The sequence below is a fragment of the Martelella limonii genome, assembly GCF_013344475.1.
Lineage (GTDB): Bacteria > Pseudomonadota > Alphaproteobacteria > Rhizobiales > Rhizobiaceae > Martelella > Martelella limonii.
The window spans coordinates 350613-370618 of sequence record NZ_JABUOU010000003.1 but is presented as its reverse complement, the minus strand read 5'-3'; the positions used below and the strand labels follow the sequence as shown (position 1 = coordinate 370618).

At 62.3% G+C, this 20006-nt stretch carries 14 protein-coding genes; 10 read left to right on the top strand and 4 right to left on the bottom strand.

Annotated elements, in window-relative coordinates; genetic code table 11:
* The first annotated feature begins 38 nt into the window (after positions 1–38).
* Positions 39–293 (top strand): DUF1488 family protein, encoded by a 255-nt coding sequence (locus tag HPQ62_RS09390; protein ID WP_174802275.1) that lies wholly within the window; start codon positions 39–41, stop codon positions 291–293.
* Positions 294–486: 193 nt separating this feature from the next.
* Positions 487–8991, top strand: a complete 8505-nt coding sequence (locus HPQ62_RS09385; RefSeq protein ID WP_174802274.1) for a GH36-type glycosyl hydrolase domain-containing protein — start codon at positions 487–489, stop codon at positions 8989–8991.
* 30 nt (positions 8992–9021) lie between these two features.
* On the opposite strand, the gene HPQ62_RS09380 is transcribed toward HPQ62_RS09385, so the two are convergent.
* The 4 genes from HPQ62_RS09380 to HPQ62_RS09365 form a co-directional block, all read right to left on the bottom strand.
* A complete protein-coding gene (locus HPQ62_RS09380) occupies positions 9022–9825 on the bottom strand; it encodes a transglutaminase-like domain-containing protein (RefSeq protein ID WP_174802273.1) in 804 nt (267 codons plus the stop codon).
* Between the two features lie 161 nt (positions 9826–9986).
* Positions 9987–10883 carry a transglutaminase family protein gene (locus HPQ62_RS09375; protein WP_174802272.1) on the bottom strand — a complete coding sequence of 299 codons (897 nt, stop codon included), beginning with the start codon at positions 10881–10883 and terminating at the stop codon, positions 9987–9989.
* Positions 10884–10944: 61 nt separating this feature from the next.
* Entirely contained in the window at positions 10945–11190 is a 246-nt protein-coding gene (locus HPQ62_RS09370) for a hypothetical protein (protein ID WP_174802271.1), read from the bottom strand.
* Positions 11191–11727: 537 nt separating this feature from the next.
* Positions 11728–12189, bottom strand: coding sequence for an Lrp/AsnC family transcriptional regulator (locus tag HPQ62_RS09365; protein ID WP_174802270.1), 462 nt, complete (start codon positions 12187–12189; stop codon positions 11728–11730).
* Between the two features lie 156 nt (positions 12190–12345).
* On the opposite strand from HPQ62_RS09365, the gene HPQ62_RS09360 reads away from it, so the two are divergent.
* The 8 genes from HPQ62_RS09360 (at position 12346) to HPQ62_RS09325 (ending at position 19925) form a co-directional block, all read left to right on the top strand.
* Positions 12346–13077 carry an aspartate/glutamate racemase family protein gene (locus HPQ62_RS09360; protein WP_174802269.1) on the top strand — a complete coding sequence of 244 codons (732 nt, stop codon included), beginning with the start codon at positions 12346–12348 and terminating at the stop codon, positions 13075–13077.
* 232 nt (positions 13078–13309) lie between these two features.
* Complete coding sequence (locus tag HPQ62_RS09355) at positions 13310–14440, top strand: ABC transporter substrate-binding protein (protein WP_174802268.1); 1131 nt, start codon at positions 13310–13312, stop codon at positions 14438–14440.
* 132 nt (positions 14441–14572) lie between these two features.
* A complete protein-coding gene (locus HPQ62_RS09350) occupies positions 14573–15487 on the top strand; it encodes a branched-chain amino acid ABC transporter permease (RefSeq protein ID WP_174802267.1) in 915 nt (304 codons plus the stop codon).
* On the top strand, positions 15480–16490 hold the full coding sequence (locus HPQ62_RS09345) for a branched-chain amino acid ABC transporter permease (RefSeq protein WP_342343694.1): 1011 nt from the start codon (positions 15480–15482) through the stop codon (positions 16488–16490). The genes HPQ62_RS09350 and HPQ62_RS09345 overlap by 8 nt, the downstream gene beginning before the upstream one ends.
* Positions 16487–17239, top strand: a complete 753-nt coding sequence (locus HPQ62_RS09340; RefSeq protein ID WP_174802266.1) for an ABC transporter ATP-binding protein — start codon at positions 16487–16489, stop codon at positions 17237–17239. Before HPQ62_RS09345 ends, HPQ62_RS09340 begins: the two co-directional genes overlap by 4 nt.
* Positions 17236–17946, top strand: a complete 711-nt coding sequence (locus HPQ62_RS09335) for an ABC transporter ATP-binding protein (protein WP_174802265.1) — start codon at positions 17236–17238, stop codon at positions 17944–17946. Before HPQ62_RS09340 ends, HPQ62_RS09335 begins: the two co-directional genes overlap by 4 nt.
* Positions 17939–18424: an L-2-amino-thiazoline-4-carboxylic acid hydrolase gene (locus HPQ62_RS09330; protein ID WP_174802264.1), complete on the top strand. Its 486-nt coding sequence runs from the start codon at positions 17939–17941 to the stop codon at positions 18422–18424. Before HPQ62_RS09335 ends, HPQ62_RS09330 begins: the two co-directional genes overlap by 8 nt.
* A gap of 28 nt (positions 18425–18452) precedes the next feature.
* Positions 18453–19925: an NAD(P)-binding domain-containing protein gene (locus tag HPQ62_RS09325; RefSeq protein WP_174802263.1), complete on the top strand. Its 1473-nt coding sequence runs from the start codon at positions 18453–18455 to the stop codon at positions 19923–19925.
* Positions 19926–20006: the final 81 nt, after the last annotated feature.

The following is a 20006-nucleotide window of genomic DNA, read 5'->3' as shown; positions in this document are numbered from 1 at the left end:
TGGCAAGAGATGCCACGTTTCTAAGGATTCTTTCCATCATGGCACTTCAATTCCCCAATCAGAGCCGCAGTTACGACAAGAACGGCAAACGTGTCCGCTTTACCGGTCATGATGGCATGTTCGAAGTGATGTTCTTTGCCAGAGCCGACGCCCTGAGCAACCCGGCCGAAGGCGAAGAAACCTACCTCGCCGCCTTCGATGCAGCGCGTGCCAAGATGTATGACGCAGCTCGCCGGCTCTACCTGAAGGGCCGCAAGGCGGTCTATGTCCTGACGGCGGCCGACCTCGCCTGATACCGGTCGCGCAGGTAGCGCAGACCCGAAGGTTCAGCAGAAATGCAGGCGATGACGGCTCGAGCCGTCTGAACGCGCGCTGCCCTTGCCGGCAGCGCTGCCGGAATTCAGGCCCAATCAATAAAGATCGCATCTGGGTTTTCAGACCCATAGCCGTTGCGCCGAGGCATGCGTCCCGGTGGAAAGGCAATACTTGAAAGTCGAACTCAATTTCCTTCGGGGCCGGACCGTTTCTCCCCTCTGGGCCGACCTTGCGCCGGTCAGGCAGGAGTTGTTCAGCGCGGAGCGGCTGGAGCAGCACGCAATCAGCCTGGCAGCAGCGCAACCTGTCTCAGGCAAGGCGCCTTCGGTCATGTCCCTGCACAAGAGACTGAGCGACAACGCCGCTGTCTTGCGGTCTGCCTACCGGGCGGGAATCAACGAGTTGAAGCACGGCCGGGAGGTGGTGCCGGCTGCGGAATGGCTCCTCGACAATTATCATCTGGTCGAAGAGCACATCCAGGAAATCAGGAACGACCTTCCGCCGGGCTATTACCGGCAGCTGCCCAAGCTTTCGAACGGACCCTTTGCGGGATATCCGCGCGTATTCGAACTGGCCTGGGCCTTTATTGCCCACACCGACAGCCTGTTTGATCGCGACAAGCTCGAACGCTTTCTCCTCGCCTATCAACAGATCCAGCCATTGACGATCGGCGAATTGTGGGCCGTCGCGATCACGCTCAGGATCGTCCTCATCGAGAACCTGCGCCGGCTTTCAGACCAGATTACGGTCGCGCGCGCTTCCCGGCTGGAGGCGGCGGCGCTGGCCCATAAAATCCTGTCTTCCGATGACACCGGGCAGGCGCTTCCAGACGAACTCGCCGCCCGCTCTGAAGGGCCGCTGTCTGAACTCTTTGCAGGGCATCTGGCGCGGCAACTCAGAAACCGGGACCCCGAAACCACGCCCGTTCTCGGTTGGCTGGAGAAGCGGCTTGCGCTGCAGGATTTGACCATCGAGGACGTGGTGCAGCATTCCCAGCAAAGGCAGGGCGCCTCCAACGTCACGGTGCGCAACATCGTCACCAGCCTGCGGCTGATTTCCGATATCGACTGGGCCGATGTGTTCGAAAGCATCAGCCCGGTAGACGCGCGGATGCGCGCCGCGAGCGCCTTCGCCGAGATGGATTTCCCAACACGGGATCTCTATCGCAAAGCAATCGAGCAGCTTGCGCGCGGCTCCTCATGGACGGAACTGGAGGTTGCCGATCAGGCGCTTGAAGCGGCGCGCAACCCGGCCACGGAGGGGATCAGCCTTACGGAGGCTCAGCGGATCGCCGATCCGGGCTATCATCTGATTGCAGAGGGCAGGCCGGCGCTCGAGCGCGCCATAGGGTTCAGGCCACCTGCGCGGCTCAGGGTCGGACGCATCCATATCCGGCTCGGCATTGGCGGCTATATCGCGTCGATCCTGCTTGTCACCTCCATCCTGATGGCCGTGTCGTTGTCGCTGCTGGCGCAAGCGGGGCTTGTGACCGTCTGGCTTTTGCTGTTTGCAATCCTCGCGCTTCTGCCGGCAAGCGAAGTCGCGACAGCCATCGTCAACCGGACATTGAGCTGGTGTTTCGGCCCGGTCATCCTGCCCGGCCTCTCTCTCAGGCATGGCGTCCCGCCATCCCTGCGCACGCTCGTTGCCGTTCCCACGCTTTTGACGAATGAAGCCGATATTGTCGAGCAGGTCGAGCGCCTCGAAGTCCATCACCTTTCCGGCGCCGGCGGCGATCTTGTCTTCGCGCTCGTCACGGACGGGACCGATGCCGATCAGGAGGAGACCGAGGCCGATCGCCCTCTGCTGGCCGCCGCCGCTGCCGCAATCGCCAGGCTGAACGAACGCCACGGACCTGTGGATGGCGGTCCCCGCTTTCTGCTGTTGCATCGCCGCCGCCTGTTCAACCCTCTCGAAAACCGCTGGATGGGGTGGGAGCGGAAACGCGGCAAGCTGCATGAACTCAACCGCCTGCTGCGCGGTGCCAGCGACACCAGCTTTGTTCCGATTGCAGGTGTTCCGCCCGAGGTTCCGGCCGATGTCCGTTATGTGATCACGCTCGATGCCGATACGCGCTTGCCGCGCGACGCCGCCCACCGCCTGATCGGCAAGATGGCCCATCCGCTCAACCGTCCGCGCTTCAGCGCAACGGAACATCGGATCGTCGGCGGGCACGCCATTCTCCAGCCGCGCGTGACGCCTTCGCTGCCGGTTGGCCGGGAGGGTTCGCTCTATCAGCACGTCTTTTCGGCGCCTGGCGGCATCGATCCCTATGCCGCGGCCGCCTCGAATGTCTATCAGGATCTCTTCGGCGTCGGCGCATATACCGGCAAGGGCATCTACGATATCGATGCCTTCGAACAGGCGCTCGGCGGGCGCGTGCCGGACAACACCATGCTCAGCCACGATCTTTTCGAGGGAGCCTTCGCGCGCGCTGCCCTTGCTTCCGATGTCGAGCTGATCGAGGAATTTCCGGCGCGCTACGATGTCGATGCCAAGCGGCAGCATCGCTGGACGCGGGGCGACTGGCAGCTGCTTCCGTGGCTGACCGGGCGCTACAGGGACGACGGCGCGCTGCCCCCTGTCAGCCGCGGCATGATGATCGACAATCTGAGGCGCTCGCTTGCGGCTCCGCTCACGCTCCTGGCTTTCGGGCTTGCCTGGATGATGCCGTTTGCCGCGGCATTGGTGGCGACCGTGCTGCTTCTCGCGGCTCTTGCAATCACAGCCTTCCTTCCGGTTTTCTTCGCCGCCATGCCGCACAGCGCTGGCATTCATCTGCGCAGTCACCTGAGCACGCTCGGCGCGGATCTGCGCCTTGCTGCCTTGCGAACCGGCCTCGATCTTGCCTTCCTTCCCGATCGGGCCTGGCGGATGGCGGATGCGATCGCAACGACGCTGAACCGGCTCTATCGCACCCGGCGCCATCTTCTCGAATGGACAACGGCCGCCCAGTCGCAGGGCAGCCCCCGCCTGGATCTTCCAGGGTTCTACCGCCGCATGGCGCCGGGCACGCTGACGGCGCTTGCGATCGCCGGGGCAGCCTTTCTGCTGTCGCCATCCTCATGGCCTGTTATTCTTCCCTTTGCGTTGTTGTGGCTGGCGGCGCCCGCCATTGCCCTTTGGGCGAGCCGCCCGCCTGCCGAACCGGCGGGTGCGGCAATATCCGACGCCGATGCGATCGCACTGCGTCTGATCGCCCGCCGCACCTGGCGTTTCTTCGAGACCTTCGTGACGCCGGAAAGCAACATGCTGCCGCCGGACAATTTCCAGGAAGATCCGAGGCCCGTCATCGCCCGGCGAACCTCGCCCACCAATATCGGGCTCTATCTTCTTTCCACGGTCGCAGCCCGCGACTTCGGCTGGACAGGCAAGGTCGAGACCGCCGAGAGGCTTGAGGCGACGCTTGGAACGATGAGGGCAATGGCCAAGCACAAGGGCCACCTCTTCAACTGGTATGCGACCGATGACATCCGTGTCCTCGATCCTGCTTACGTCTCTTCGGTCGACAGCGGCAATCTCGCGGGACATCTGCTCGCCCTTGCCAATGCCTGCGAGGCCTGGACAGGAGCGCAGCCTGCGACGAATATCCGGGGAGGGCTGGCCGACAGCCTGATGCTCGCCCGCCAGGCGCTTGATGCTGCCGCCGGAAACGGACGACAGGGCCAAAAGCCGCTTGCAGACGTGATCGAGGACATTGAACTCCGCCTCGACGGCTCGGAGTCGTTCGAAACACTGGGCCCCATTCTGACGCGCCTTGGCGACAAGGCGATGGCACTCGCCCGGGAAACCGTTCCCAAAACCGCCGAAGATGGCGCCGACGACCTCATTTTCTGGCTTGGCACGTTGAACAGCCGGCTGGCCGAGGATCGCCGCGACCGCCTGACCGACAGCAGCCTTGATATCCGGCTGGCAGCAATTGCAACCGAGGCGCGGGCGATGGCGATGGCGATGGATTTCGCCTTCCTGCTCGATCCCGAACGCAAGTTGCTATCGATCGGCTATTCCCTTCCGGACGAAAGCCTTGACGAGAACTGCTACGATCTTCTGGCGTCCGAAGCGCGTCTTGCGAGCCTGTTTGCGATCGCAAAGGGCGATGTCGAAACCCGGCACTGGTTCCTGCTCGGTCGCTCCGCAACGCCGGTCGGGCGCGCGTCTGCCCTGATCTCGTGGTCAGGCTCGATGTTTGAATATCTGATGCCGTCGCTGGTCATGCGCGCGCCGGATACAAGCCTGCTCGCCCAGACCAACCGGCTGGTGGTCACGCGCCAGCAAGCCTATGCCGCCAGGCTCGGCCTGCCTTGGGGTATCTCCGAATCCGCCTACAGCGCGCGTGATACGGAGCTGACCTACCAGTATTCCAATTTCGGCGTTCCGGGCCTCGGGCTGAAGCGCGGCCTTTCCGAAAATGCCGTCATCGCGCCCTATGCCACCGGTCTTGCCACCATGGTCGATCCGCAGGCCGCATGCGCGAACTATGAAAGGCTCGCCGCCCTCGGTGCGCTCGGACGGTATGGCTTTTACGAAGCGCTTGATTTCACCTCCGCCAGGTTGCCGGAAAACGAGACCGTCGCAATCGTGCGCACGAGCATGGCCCATCATCAGGGCATGACGATTGTTGCAATCGCCAACACGCTTGATGACGGGATCATGCGCGCCCATTTCCATCGCGAACCGATCATCCAGGCCTGCGAACTGCTGTTGCAGGAGCGCATCCCCCGCAGCGTGAACAACGAGCGCCAGAAGATCGACGATGCGCCCGTCTCACCCGTCAAATCCTCGCTCGGGCCCGATACGTCACGGCGGCTTGCCGGCGCGGTAGCCGGTCCTCCGATCACCCACCTTCTTTCAAACGGCCGCCATGCGGTGATGCTGACGGACAGGGGCGCCGGCTACAGCCGCTGGCACGACCTTGCCATCACACGCTGGCATGAGGACGTCACCCGCGATGGCGACGGTTCGCCGATCTTCCTGCGCGATGTCGATGACGGCACGGTCTGGTCCGCAGGCGCTCGCCCGCTTGGCGGTGACGACGAAAGCGGCCATGTGCTCTTCGACGAAGACAAGGCCCGTTTCGTTTCTGCTCACGATACGCTGAACACGGCCATGGAAGTGCTGGTATCGGGCGAGGACGATTGTGAGGTCCGCCGTGTTTCGATCGCAAACAGCGGCAGGCGCACCCGCGAAATCGAGGTCACATCCTATGCCGAGCTGGTTCTGGCGCCCGCTTCGTCCGATACCGCGCATCCCGCATTTTCGAAGATGTTCGTGCAGACGGAGTATGCCGCCGAATACGGTGCGCTGATCGCCACCCGCCGGCCCCGCACGCCGGACGAGCCCCGCATATGGGCCGCCCATTTCGCGGTGGTCGAAGGCACGCCTTCAGCCGATCAGCAGTTCGAAACCGACAGGGCCCGTTTTATCGGCCGTGGCAACACGGTGGCCACCGCTGCCTCCATGGCCGGCGATACGCCCCTTTCGAATACGGTCGGCACAGTGCTTGATCCGGTTTTCTCGATCCGCCAGCGGATCAGGATCGCTTCCGGAAAGGTCGCTCGCATCGCCTATTGGACCGTGGTCGCGTCTTCGCGTGACGAACTCATCGATCTGATCGACAGACATCTTGACCGCAGCGCCTTCGAACGTGCCCGCACGCTGGCCTGGACCCAGGCGCAGGTTCAGCTTCGCCATCTCGATGTCAAATCGGGCGAGGCCGCGGATTTTCAGCGATTGGCATCCGCGATCATCTACGTGGACAAGCGCTATCGCGCTCCCGAAGCCGAAATCGCGCGCGGCGCGGGCCCCCAGTCCGGCCTCTGGCATCTTGGCATCTCCGGCGATTTGCCGATCGTGCTGCTCAGCATCGATGACCCGCAGGACATGGCGCAGGTCCATCAATTGCTGCGGGCACATGAATACTGGCGGATGAAGAGCCTGGCAGTCGATCTCGTCATCATCAACACCCGCGCCTCGTCTTATACCCAGGACCTGCAGATCGCCATCGAGACTGCGCACCGCAGCAGCCAGTCGCGGCCCCGTCCCGGCATCAAGCTGGCACAGGGCTCGGTCTTCGTGCTTCGGGCGGATCTGATGAGCGCAGAGGCGCTCGCACAGCTTCAGTCGGTCGCCCGCGTCAGGCTGAACGCCCGTCGCGGCCCGATCGCGCAGCAATATCCGCAATATCCGCAAGGGGTCTCGTCGCCTCCAGTGCCGGCAAAATCCGCCCCCGCAAAGCGTACCCCCGCGAAGGACATTGCGGCCTATCAGCGCCCCAGCCTTGAATTCTTCAACGGGTTTGGCGGCTTCGACAAGGATGGCAGGGAATATGTGACCATCCTCGAGGGGGATGCGGTCACGCCAGCGCCCTGGATCAACGTGATCGCCAATTCAGGTTTCGGGTTTCAGGTCTCTGCGGAAGGCAACGGGTTCACATGGGCTGAAAACAGTCGCGACAACCAGTTGACGCCATGGTCGAATGATCCGGTCACCGATCCGGCAGGCGAAGCGTTCTATATCCGGGATGAAGAAACGGGCGCGTTGTTTTCCCCGACGGCGAAGCCGGTGCGGCGCAAGGGCGCCTATGTCGCCCGCCATGGCTTCGGCTACAGCCGTTTCGAGCATGAGCAAGACGGAATTTCCACGGATCTTCTGCAATATGTGCCGCTTGCCGACCCGATCAAGATTTCGCGTCTGACGCTGCGCAACACATCCGGCAGGCCGCGCCGTCTGACGGTCACAAGCTATGCGGAACTCGTCCTTGGCGGCTCGCGCGGTGCCACGGCGCCATTCGTGATCACCGAAATCGATGTACAGACCGGCGCCCTGTTCGCGCGCAATCCGTGGAGCGCCGGGTTCCCCGGTCGCGTCGCATTCGCAGACCTTGGCGGAGAACAGACGGCCTGGACGGCCGACCGCAGCGAATTCCTCGGCCGTCATGGCAAGGCGTCCGCGCCGCGCGCGCTTGGCCATGACATGCCGCTTTCAGGCGCCACCGGCGCCGGCCTCGACCCCTGTGCCGTCTTGCAGCGGACGATCGTGCTCAACGCCGGCGAAACCATCGAACTCCTTTCGTTTCTGGGCGAAAGCGGTTCCGTGGACGAGGCGCGCAGCCTGATCGCGCACTACCGCGAGGCCGATCTCGACGCAGTCCTGCAGGCGGTCACCGATCACTGGAGCGCGCTTTTGCAAACGGTTCAGGTGAAGACGCCGGACCGGGCGATGGATATCATGCTGAATGGCTGGCTGCTTTATCAGACGGTCGCGTGCCGTATCACCGCCCGCGCTGCCTTCTATCAGGCAAGCGGCGCTTATGGTTTCCGCGACCAGCTTCAGGACGGCATGGCGCTGACCTTCGCCCGGCCGGAGGAAACCCGGCATCATCTCCTGCGCGCCGCAGGGCGGCAGTTCGTCGAGGGCGACGTCCAGCATTGGTGGCTGCCGCAATCCGGCCAGGGCGTGAGAACCCGCATTTCCGATGACCGGGTCTGGCTCGCCTTCGCTGCCGCAACCTATGTGAAGACCACCGGCGATGATGCGGTGCTCGATGTTTCCGTGCCCTTCCTCGAAGGCCCCCAGCTCGAACCCGGCGAGCACGATGCCTTCTTCCACCCGACAGTCGCAGCCGAAGAGGCTTCGCTTTTCGAACACATGGCCCGCGGCCTCGACCAGTCCATCGAACTGACCGGCGAGCACGGCCTGCCGCTGATGGGCACCGGCGACTGGAATGATGGCATGAACCGGGTTGGCGAAGGCGGAAAGGGCGAGAGCGTCTGGCTTGGCTGGCTGCTGCTGGCGGCAATCGATCTCTGCGCCCCGCTTGCCGACCAGCGCGATCCGCAACGCGCCGAACGCTGGCGCGCTCATGCCGGAATGCTGCGCGCAGCCATCGAAACCCATGGCTGGAACGGCGAATGGTATGGACGCGCCACGTTTGACGATGGCTCATGGCTTGGCACCAGCGACAGTCCGGAGTGCCGGATTGACTCGATTGCCCAATCCTGGTCCGTGCTGTCGGGTGCCGGTGATCCCGCGCGTGCGGCAACGGCGATGGCATCGCTGGAACGCCACCTCATCCGGCCCGATGAAGGGCTGGCGCTGCTGTTCACCCCGCCGTTTGACGACGGGCCGCGCGATCCTGGTTACATCAAGGGCTATCCGCCGGGCCTGCGCGAAAATGGCGGACAGTACAGCCACGCGGCGATGTGGGCGATCATGGCCTTTGCAAAGTCGGGAGACGGCGACAAGGCGCAGGCGCTGTTTGCGCTCCTGAACCCCGTCAATCATGCGCTCACCGCCGCAGACGCCGAACGCTACAAGGTCGAGCCCTATGTCGTTGCAGCCGATGTCTACTCAGTCGCCCCGCATGCCGGCCGCGGCGGGTGGACTTGGTATACCGGCTCCGGCGGCTGGATGTACCGTTCGGGCGTCGAGGGCATTCTCGGCATCCGCCGTGAAGGCGGGCGCCTTTTGGTCACCCCGTCGATCCCGGCGGAATGGCCGGGCTTTGCGGCCACGGTGACGGTCGGAAACACCCGTTTCGATATCCGAGTGGACAATGGCCGGCGACCGGGCGCGGATGGATGGTCGGCCACTCTGGACGGCAACGCGCTGTCGCTCTCTGACAGCCTCGTGCGGGCGCCAATCGATGGCGGCCACCACACATTGCTCCTGCATTGATTGGGGAAGCGGAACCGGCCTTTCGCCGGCTCAGATTTCCTCGGTGACGACGTCGAACTGTCGGAGAATGGCGGGGCCGAAAGCCGTCGACATCGCCACATCGGTTGCATCGCGGCCCCTCGCCATCAGGATGCGACCGATGCGCGGCTTGTTGTGGCGCGCATCGACCGTGTACCAGCGACCGCCGAGATAGACTTCCATCCAGGCGCTGAAATCCATCGGGTTCGGATCCCTCGGTACGCCGATATCGCCCAGATAGCCGGTGCAATAGCGCGCCGGAATGTTGAGGCAGCGGCAGAGCGTGATGGCGAGGTGGGCATAGTCGCGGCAGACGCCGACGCCATCGTTGAAGCCGCCGAATGCGGTCCTGAACGGATCGGCCTTCATGTAGTCGAAGGCGATCCGCTGATGGGCGAAGTCCAGGACCGCCTGCACGCGCGGCCAGCCGAGCGGTGTATTGGCAAAGTAGCTCCAGGCAAAATCGGCCAGACGGTCGGTGTCGCAGTAGCGGCTGCCGAGCAGAAAGACCAGCACATCATCGGGCAATTCGTTGATCTGGTGCTGGATGGCGCCGTAGGGAACGGGATCGGGAAGACCGTCGTCATGGATTTCGAAGGACGTGGAGATCGTTGTCCTTCCGGGCGGGGCGACGATGCGGTTGCAGGCATTGCCGAAAACATCGGTATAGGCCGATACAGAGATCGGACGGTCGAAGGACAGGACCTGCGACGTCAGCAGATCGGCCCAGCGGGACGGGAAGACATTGAGCGACAGCAACATCGGGGTTGGCTGTTCGCAGTCGTAGCCGATATGAAAGCCAGCGCGTATCTTCATGTCGTACCTGTTCCTTGCTGTGAGCGATCGGTCATTTCAAAAGATGTAACGCTGCAGCGCGACGTTCGGCCCGGTCGAATGGCGGAATAGTCGGCCGGCTCCTGCATGATCACCGCCAGAATGCAGTCGCAGTCTTTCCGCAGGCCGCACAGGCGGCGCGATCAGACTGCGGCGCTCACGGCGCCCGCCTGCGTCGTGACATTGACCTGCACTTCCAGGCTGTCGAAATCGGCTGCCCCGCCATCATAGCTGCCCGACAAGGGAACCGCCTGGACCGGGTCCCTGGCGGTTGCGACGCGGATGAGGTCGCGGTTGCCGACAATGCCGTTGGTCGGATCGAACTCCACCCATCCCGCACCCGGGAGATAGACCTGGCACCAGGCGTGGGTCGAGCCGCCGCCAAGCGTCACGGAGCCGTCGCGGTCCGGCACATAGATATACCCGGTCACGAAAGAGGCCGCGAGGCCGAGCGAGCGGGCCGCCTCCATCATCAGGAGCGCGAAGTCGCGGCAGGTGCCGCTGCGCAGCGCAAGCGTTTCGCCGGGCTTCTGGGTGCCGTATGCGCTGCGCCGGACATAGGTGAAGCTTTCCCTGATCCCGTTGCAGAGCGTCATCAGCACGTGGCCGGTGCGCGCGGCATTGCCATAGGGCACAAAGCGCTTCGCCCAGCGGCCGACTTCATCGCCGGGATCGGGATAATGGCGCGCGATGGTCTTCTCAAGATCGATGGCCTCTTCCGCATCATAGGAAAACGGGAAGCCGGACGCTCTCTGGTCCAATTCGAGATCGATCGGGATATGCGCCATGTGATCGATTTCGATGGTGGTCTCGAAGCTGAGCTCGGACGCCGGAACGTCGACATCGACAAACGCGATGCAATTGCCGAAGACATCGTGCATCCAGTGGATGCGCGCGCTTTGCGGGCCGATGTTGAGCGTGCAGCTCAAAAGCCTCTGGTCGAAACTGTCCCGGGGGCGAAACATCAGCCGGTGCCGGCCGAAAACGACCGGCTTCCGGTATCGATAGACGGTGAGATGCCGCACCGAGAAGACCGTCATCCGGAAACGGCGCTTGGGTGCGGGTCGTGCGGAGATGAGCCGTGAATCTCAGCAGCTTCCATCATTTTTCGCTGCGCACGAGCGGGTATTCCGGCGCATCGTAGAGCTTGCGGATCTGCCTGTCGTCGTAACGGCTTTCTTCAATCTCCAGTACCGACCCACGAAGCTGACAGCCTTCCATCTCTTCCACCGCAAACCGCACTGCGTCGGCAGCCGTATCGAAGCGTCTGTATCGAGGGCTGCGGTTTCCCTTTGCCTTGCGGCCAGGATAGAGGGCAGCTTCGACCTGATAGTCGAATTCGTTCATGTATTCATTCCCGTTGAAGCAAGATTGACGGCAAGCCGCGAGATGACGTCTTCATCTCTCACCGTTGTTTCCATCACTCTACACCACAATTCCCGGTTCTGTAAGCTTCCGGCGTGAAACCTTGCTCCGATTGTCGTGAAAATCCTGATCCGTTGGCAGGCCGGAAAGGCCTTTGCGCGTCCAAGCCTCTGGAAAGACAGGCGAAGGTGGCAGAGGGAGGGAGCTCTTGCTTCATTCGCTTTTCGATCATGCGAACCTGCTTTGGGCAGCAACTGATCGCGCGGGCCAGTTTCGTCTGCAACTGCCAGGACGTCCGATCGGGTTCTGTGTGGAGAAAGATGTGCGGGCCCTGTGTCTTCTGCCATTCCCTCAGGCGTCCTTGTCCTGACCGAATGGGGGACGGGAAGCCGCGATGGACGCCTTGACCGAAGATGTGCGGAACGCCGCAAGGGCGATTGCCTCGCTTGTCGCGCCCCCTGACGGGATGCCGTCAGCTTTTCGGATCCTGATCGAGAGCGCCTGATTGCGCGGGGCAGGCTACAAATAGTTCATCGGCACGGCGGTGGTGTATTTCAGTTCCTCCATGCCGATGAATGACGAGATGTCGGTGAAGTCGAGGCGCGCGATCAGCCGCTTGTAGACGGCGTCATAGACTTCGACATCGGGCACCACCAGCCTCAGCAGATAGTCCATCTCTCCTGTGAGACGGTAGGCCTCGACGATCTCGGGTATGTCGCTGATCGCGCGGCGGAAACTCTCCAGCCAGTCCATGGAATGACGCGAGGTGCGCACGGCGACGAATACCGTCATGCCGACATTTGCCTTCCGGCGGTCGACGATGGCCACCTTGCGTGCAATCAGGCCGGTTTCCTCAAGGTTCTTGATCCGCCGCCAACAGGCGGAGGCCGACAACCCGACAGCATCGGCGAGATCGGTGACCGGCATGTCGGCGTCCTGCTGAAGAAACTCGACGATCTTGCGGTCGCGTTGGTCAAACATGGCAATCCAATCGCAGGGAAGAACTGATGGCCGGAAAATAATCGCGCGATTGATCCATACTGCAAGAAATTATCGCGAGAACATGCCAATTTGCTGCGATCTTCGATCTCATTTTGCGCCGCAGCTCAGCTATCGTGGGTGAAAAGCATGAGGAGAATGAACGTGAGAAAGACGATAGGCCTGATCGGCGGCATGAGCTGGGAATCGACGGCGGTTTATTACCGTGAAATCAACGAGCTTGTCCGGAAGCGGTTTGGCGGCCTGGCCTCTGCCGACATTCTCATGCATTCGGTGGATTTCTCGCAGGTGGTTGCCTGGCAGAAGGCGGGGCAATGGGACAGGGCGAGCGCCTATCTCGGCAAGGTCGGACGAAACCTGCAAGAGGGTGGCGCGGATTGCGTGCTGATCTGCACAAATACCATGCACATGATCGCCAGCGAGGTTTCGGCGCATTTCGATATCCCCCTCATTCATATCGTCGATGTGACCGGGGCGGCGCTGAAATCGGCCGGCATGAAGCGTCCGCTGCTGCTTGCGACCCGCTACACGATGGAACAGGGCTTTTACCGCGACCGCCTCGCGACCGCGTTCGGCATTTCTGCCATGGTCCCGGATGCCGCCGACCGGCAGGCCGTGCACGATATCATTTTCGATGAGCTTTGCTGCGGCATCATCGACGACGGGTCGCGGGCGGCCTATTGCAGGGCCATCGAAAAGGCGAGGGATGCGGGCTGCGATTGCGTGATCCTCGGATGCACGGAGATCGGACTTCTGATCGGGCCCGGCGATACCGACCTGCCGGTCTTCGATTCGACCAGGCTGCACGCCGTCGCCGCCGTCGATTTCGCATGCGCCGAGGATCAGGGCCTGCTGCGGGAGCCGGCCTGACCGGGTTGCCCTGGCATGTAATTTGCTTGATTGTCCTGTCAGGCGGCGTACCGCAAAAAGCGCATGTTTTGGTAAAGGTTTCTAATGAACGGAGGCGCCGCGCAAACCACTTTCTCATTCCAGGGTGCAAAGCCTGCTAGCAGCTACTGCAACAGCATCACAGCAAGGCAGGTGTCACTTGATCAACGATCTTTCACAAAACAACAAAAGAAAGACCACAGAGGAGAACGACATGAATGGACTTCGAAAATCGGCGCTGGCAATGGCTGCCGGTATCGCCACGACGGCGCTTGCGACCGGGCTTTCGTTTGCTGCAGATGGTGATCCGATCAAGATCGGGTATCAGCTGCCGTTGACGGGCGCGACCGCCCAGTATGGCAAGGATTTCCAGACGGCCGCGGAAATCGCGCTGGAAAAATTCAATGCTTCCGGGGAGCTTCCGGTCCCCGTGGAGATCATCTACGAAGACTCGCGTTCGGATGCCAAGGAAGGCGTCACGATCGCGCGCAAATTCGCCGACAATGACGAAATCGTCGCCGTGCTGGGCGATTTTACCTCGGGCGTTTCGATGGCCGCCGCCCAGGTCTATCAGCGCGAAGGCGTGCCGCAGCTCTCACAGACGGCATCGCATCCCGATTATACGAAGATCTCGCCCTATCAGTTCCGCAACATCACCACCCAAGCGCAGGAAGGCCCGTTCAATGCGGACTGGATGAACGCCGAAGGCTACAAGAAGATCGCCGTCATTTCGGAGCAGACGGACTGGGGCCAGACCGTCGTCGACAACTTCGCCGACGAGGTGAAGAAGAATGGCGGCGAGATCGTCTTCTCGGAATATTTCAATCGCGGCCTGCCGGATTTCCGTTCGATCATCACCAAGATCGAACGCGCCGAGCCCGATGCGATCTATACCGGCTTCTTCTACGAAGACGGAGCCAATTTCCTGAAGCAGGCCAAGCAGCTCGGACTTGATATCCCGATCTTCTCGACATCGGCTGCCTACAGCCCGCAATTGATCGAGCTTGCCGGAACGGACGCCGATGGGATGCGACTGGCGGCGACCTTCATGCCGAACGATGATCGTCCCGAGGTGCAGGAATTCGTGGAGGCATGGCAAGAAGAGCGCGGAGACCTGCCGGGCCAGTTTCCGGCCCAGGCCTATGACGCCGTCAACATCATGCTCGATGCGATCGTGAAGGCCTATCCTGACGTGACCCGTGAAACCGTTCGCGATGCGCTTGCCGCCACGACCGATTTTCCGGGCGTGACCGGTGTGACGACCTTCGGGCCGGATCGCGAGCCGCAGAAACAGTTGACCAGAGCCCTCGTCGAAGGCGGTGAATTCACCCCGGTGTCCAACTGATATCGCCAGCGCCCGGCAGGCTGCACCTTTCGCGCCTGCCGGGCTCTCCCGCTTTTTTGAAAAGACGCTACACTTGCCTCTTCCGGTGCGCTCATCATTCACGGGCTGGCCACTCATGCGGAGTTACGCATCTTGCTTGATCCATATTATCTCCAACAATTGCTCATCGGCCTTTCGCTCGGCGTCACCTATGCCCTGATGGCGATCGGGTTCACGCTGATCTTCGGCGTTCTCAACGTCGTCAACTTTGCCCATGGCGAGGTCTACACGATCGGCGCCTTCGCCGGGCTGATCGCCATCACCGCCTTTGCGCCGCCGCTCCTGATCGTGCTCTTCATTGCGCTGGCCATCGGCGCGCTTGCCGGTTTCGGCCTGGAGCGGATCGCATTTCGTCCCTTCCGGCGGTTTTCGGACGAGGCCTCGCTGAAATCGCGCGCCATGCGCGAGGCGACGCTGATGTCGTCGCTTGCGGTTTCGATCGTGGTGCGCGAAGCGCTTGAGCTGATCTTCGGATCGCAGATGCAGGCCGTTCCCTTCGATTACATGATCAACAAGCCGATCCAGCTCGGACCGGTGACGATTTCCAATGGCGATATCATCATCCTGGTCGTCGCGATCGTCATGCTGGGCGGGCTTCAATATGTCCTGAAGCGCACCCGCATCGGTCTTTCGATCCGGGCCGTGTCGAACAATGCGCTCGGCGCGAAATATGTCGGCATCAACACCGATATGACGATCGTGTCGACGTTTGTCGTCGGCTCCATGATGGGCGGTGCCGCCGGCCTGCTCGTTGGCCTCTATTACGGCGCGATCTTTCCGGCGATGGGGTTCGTGCCCGGCATCAAGGCCTTCGTGGCGATGATCATGGGCGGGCTGACATCGATCCCCGGAGCGGTGATCTGCGCACTGCTGCTTGGTCTCTCGGAAGGCCTTGCCACCACGTTCATCTCGTCCAACTGGGCGGACATGGTGGCCTATGGCTTCCTGATCGTCACGCTGATCTTCTTCCCGCGCGGCCTGTTCGGGGCAAGGAGGGAACGTGTTTAAGCTTCCGTCCTCCCGCCTGTTTTCGGTCGGTCTGCCGCTGGTCCTGCTGTTCGTGATCGTTCCTGCAGCCCTTTACGGATTTGATCGCGGATATTTCTACCAGATCGCAAGCCTCGTGCTGATCTTCGTCCTGCTCTCGGCATCGCTCAACATGGTCTCCGGCACCTCCGGCCTCCTGCATCTCGGCCATGCCGCCTTTTACGGCGTCGGCGCCTACACGGCTGCCCTTCTCGGGTCCGATTACGGCATCGGCTTCACGCTGGGGCTGCCGCTTGCAGGCCTTGTCGCCGCGCTGATCGCCTTTCTGGTGGCGCTGCCGACGATGCGGCTGGTGTCGATCTATTTCGCCGTGGCGACGCTTGCGATCGGACAGATGCTCTATCTGATCATGCTGAACTGGGTGGGCTTCACCAAGGGGCCGAACGGCGTGATGCTGTTTGATGGCATGAGCCTGTTCGGCATCTCGATCACCTCCGACACCGGGATCTATTTCGTCGTTGCCGCCGTCGTGACGGTTTCGATCTTCCTCATCCACCGCATCAGCCACTCCTATTACGGCAACGGGCTCAGGGCGCTGCGCGAGGACGACCAGTGCACCGATGCGATGGGCGTCAACACCGTCCGGCTAAAGATCGAGGTGTTCACGCTCTCTGCCTTCTTTGCAGGTCTTGCGGGCGCGCTCTGGGCCTATACGACCGGCTATATCTCACCGAAGGATTTCGACTTTTCGGTTTCGATCCAGATTCTCGCGATGGTGGTCGTCGGCGGGCTGGGCTCGCTGCCGGGAGCGATCATCGGCGCGGCGCTCCTGATCCTGCTGCCGGAAGTGCTGCGCGATGTCGGCGATTTCCGCAACATCGCGGTTGGCCTCGTGATGTTCCTCGCCATCCTGTTCCTGCCCAAGGGTCTTTTCGGCGAGGTGCCTGCGCTCTCGCTGATCCGCCGCCAGTTCGGCGACCGCTGGGCCGCGGCCCCCGGCGACAAGAAGGTGGGCTGGCGATGAACGTGCTCGAAATCCAGAACCTCTCGCGCCATTTCGGCGGGCTGAAGGCGGTTGACGACATCACCACCCATGTCGGCGAAGGCGAGCTTGTCGGCCTGATCGGGCCAAATGGCGCCGGCAAGACGACGCTCTTCAACCTGATCTCCGGCTTCACGCCGGTGTCAGGCGGCAGCGTCCGCTTCAAGGGTGAGGACATCACCGGCCAGAAGCCGTTTGCGATCGCCAAGCGCGGCATGTCGCGCACCTTCCAGAACCTGCGCATCTTTCCCAATATGACGGTGTTCGACAACGTGTCGGTCGGCGCGCTTGGCGCCACTGGCATGAACTTCTTCCAGTCGATCGCCGGCGGCAGGAAACGCGCCGAAAGGATCTCGCAGGCGAGCTGGAAGGCGCTGGAGATGACGGGCCTGACGGAGGTCGCCGACGATCTTGCGGCCAACCTTTCCTATGGCCGCCGAAAATATCTGGAAATCGCCCGCGCGCTGGCGATGGACCCGCAATTTCTGATCCTCGACGAGCCGGCGGCGGGGCTCAACGACACGGAAACGGCGGAGCTTGCGGCGTTCGTCAAGCAGCTCAACGCCGACGGCCTGCCGATCATGCTTGTCGAGCATGACATGAACCTGGTGATGAGCATCTGCGAGCGGGTGGTCGTCATCGCGTCGGGCCGCAAGATCGCGGATGACATTCCTTCGGTGGTGCGCAATGACCCCGTGGTTCTCGAAGCTTATCTTGGAGGTGACGAATGAGCGCCGTTCTCGAAGTCGAAAACCTCACCGTCTCCATGGGCGTGCAGCAAATTCTCCACGGCGTTTCGCTGAGCGTCGAAGAGAAAGGCATCTATGGCGTGCTCGGCTCCAACGGCGTTGGCAAGACCACGCTGATGCGCGCCATCTCCGGCATCTACAAGCCGGATGGCGGCACGATCCGCTTCAAGGGCGAGGTGGTCAGCGGCCTGCCGAGCCATGCGATTGTCCGGGCGGGCATTTCCCAGGCGCCGGAGGGAAGGCAGATCTTCTCCAACATGACGGTGCGCGAGAACCTGCTGATCGGCGGCGGCCGGCACGGGCTTTCCGAGCTCGACCATGTCGTCAGCCTGTTTCCGATTCTGAAGGAGCGGATCAGCCAGGAGGCCGGATCGCTGTCCGGCGGCGAGCAGCAGATGCTGTGCATCGGGCGGGCGCTGATGGGAAAACCGGAAATCCTGCTTCTGGACGAGCCCTCGCTCGGCCTTGCGCCGAAGATCGTCAAGGCGATCTTCGATCTCGTGGAGCAGATCCGAAGCGAAGGCCTGTCGATCCTGATCGTCGAGCAGAATGCGAAATCGGTTCTGAGGATCGCGGATCAGGCTGCCGTGATGGAAGGCGGCAAGATCGTGCTGCAGGGCGATGCCAAGGCGCTCGCCGCCGACCCGCGCGTTGCCGAAGCCTATCTCGGGGGACATGCCCATGTCTGAGCAGCGCCGCATCCCGATCATCGAACAGCGCCGGATCGAGGCCAACGTTCTTTCAAGCGTCTACGAGGAACTGAAGGCGCGCTGCGGCGAGGCCGAGGCGCGCTCCGTGATCGGCGATGCGGTGACGCGGGCGGCGATCCGGCAGGGCGAGAGCTTCGCCGGCGAGCTCGATCATACGGCGGATTTCACCGATTTCTCGGCAATCCTTCCGAACTGGACGGCGGGCGGTGCGCTGGAGATGACGGTGCTGGAGGAGGGGCCGGACATCCTTTCCTTCAATATCACCCGCTGTCGCTACGCCGAGATGTATCGGGCGATGGGGCTCGGCGATATCGGCGATCTGCTGTCGTGCAATCGCGACGGTGCGTTTTGCGAGGGCTTCAATCCGAAGATGAAGCTCACCCGCACCCAGACGATCATGTCCGGCGCAAGCCACTGCGATTTTCGATACGCGATGGAAAACGACGCGGCGAAGTGAAGCCCGCAAACAGAAGAGCTGAACAGAGATGCCTACATCCTTGAAGAAATCCGACGCGCCGCTGGAAGGGCGTGATGGACTTGCGGCGCTGAACGAGCGGGTGAGAGCGGATCTTGCTGTCCTCAAGCTGCCGCCGGCTGAGTGGACGGCAAGGGCGACGACCGGCGATGGCGCGTCGTTTTACGATGTCATCATCGTCGGTGCCGGCATGTTCGGGCTTTCGGCGGCTGGCAGTCTGATGTTCAAGGGCATCCGCAACATCAAGCTCCTCGACCGCGCGTCTGCAGGCAAGGAAGGGCCGTGGGTGACGTTTGCGCGGATGCTGACGCTGCGCTCGAAGAAGGATCTGCCCGGCTCGCCCTTCGGCATCCCGTCGCTGACCTTCCGCTCCTGGTATGTTGCTGCCTTCGGCGAGGCGGCCTGGGAGACGCTCTACAAGATACCGAACGCGGTCTGGCAGGATTATCTGATCTGGATCAGGAACGTGCTGGAACTGCCGGTCGATAACGACTGCGATGTCGTCGGCATTGCGCCTTATGCCGACCATGTCGCGCTCACCACAGCCGATGGCCGGGTAATCAGGGCCAAGCGCATCGTGATCGCCACCGGCCGTCCGGGGGCAGGCGGCTTCAATCTGCCCGCAGGGGTTTCCGAAGATCTCTGGCCGGATCTCGCGGCCCATACTTCGGAGATGATCGATTTCGGCCGGCTCAAGGGCAAGTCTGTTGCCGTCATAGGCGCAGGCTCATCAGCCTGGGACAATGCCGCAACGGCACTGGAAACGGGGGCAGGGCGGGTCGAGATGTTCTGCCGCCGCAAGGCCTTGCCGCAATTGAACAAGGGCCGCGCCAATGCCAATCCCGGCTTCTTTGCGGGCTGGCGCGGGCTTTCCGATGCCAAGCGTTGGGAAATGGCGGTCTACCTCGAACGCGTCCAGACCCCGCCGCCCCATGAAACCGTGCTTCGAACCATCGCCCACGACAATTTCGAGGTGCACTTCGGAAAGCCGTTCAAAACGATCGCGCGCAATGGGGCGAAGGTCGAGATCGCATTTACTGACGGTGAGAGCAGGCAATTCGACTTCCTGATCCTTGGCACCGGCTTTGCCGTGGACCTTGGCCGGGAGCCTATGTTTTCCGCTCTCAAGGACCGCATCCTCACCTGGGGCGATTGCTATCAGCCGCCGGAAGGCATGGCCAATGCCGGTCTGGCGCAGATGCCCTATCTCGGCGAAGGCTTCGAGCTCAAGGAGCGTGGTGTGGAACACAGTGCGGTCAGCCGCATCCACATCTTCAACACCGGCTCCTATCTGAGCTTCGGGACGCTTTCGCTGGATGTGCCGAGCGTCAATCCGGCAGGCGAGCATCTGGCGTCTCATATCGCCAGCCATCTCTTCGTCGATGACTTCGACGTCCTGTTCAAGCGGCTGAAAGACTGGGAAGAGGAACACGAGCTGGAGCCGACGCCCTTTTATGCGCCGGACTATGTCAACCGGGCATAGGGGACCACGCGCCGTCACACCGTCTTCTGTGGACGCGCCGGCTTTCAGACCTTGCCGGGCAGGCTGGTCCGGCGCCGATCT

Excerpts from the sequence above, each read along its gene's own strand:
- HPQ62_RS09355 (WP_174802268.1), top strand. The coding sequence starts at position 13,310 with ATGAATGGACTTCGAAAATCGGCGCTGGCAATGGCTGCCGGTATCGCC.
- HPQ62_RS09380 (WP_174802273.1), bottom strand. The coding sequence starts at position 9,825 with ATGAAGATACGCGCTGGCTTTCATATCGGCTACGACTGCGAACAGCCA.
- HPQ62_RS09370 (WP_174802271.1), bottom strand. The coding sequence starts at position 11,190 with ATGAACGAATTCGACTATCAGGTCGAAGCTGCCCTCTATCCTGGCCGC.
- HPQ62_RS09390 (WP_174802275.1), top strand. The coding sequence starts at position 39 with ATGGCACTTCAATTCCCCAATCAGAGCCGCAGTTACGACAAGAACGGC.
- HPQ62_RS09330 (WP_174802264.1), top strand. The coding sequence starts at position 17,939 with ATGTCTGAGCAGCGCCGCATCCCGATCATCGAACAGCGCCGGATCGAG.
- HPQ62_RS09340 (WP_174802266.1), top strand. The coding sequence starts at position 16,487 with ATGAACGTGCTCGAAATCCAGAACCTCTCGCGCCATTTCGGCGGGCTG.
- HPQ62_RS09360 (WP_174802269.1), top strand. The coding sequence starts at position 12,346 with ATGAACGTGAGAAAGACGATAGGCCTGATCGGCGGCATGAGCTGGGAA.
- HPQ62_RS09375 (WP_174802272.1), bottom strand. The coding sequence starts at position 10,883 with ATGACGGTCTTCTCGGTGCGGCATCTCACCGTCTATCGATACCGGAAG.
- HPQ62_RS09365 (WP_174802270.1), bottom strand. The coding sequence starts at position 12,189 with ATGTTTGACCAACGCGACCGCAAGATCGTCGAGTTTCTTCAGCAGGAC.
- HPQ62_RS09335 (WP_174802265.1), top strand. The coding sequence starts at position 17,236 with ATGAGCGCCGTTCTCGAAGTCGAAAACCTCACCGTCTCCATGGGCGTG.
- HPQ62_RS09325 (WP_174802263.1), top strand. The coding sequence starts at position 18,453 with ATGCCTACATCCTTGAAGAAATCCGACGCGCCGCTGGAAGGGCGTGAT.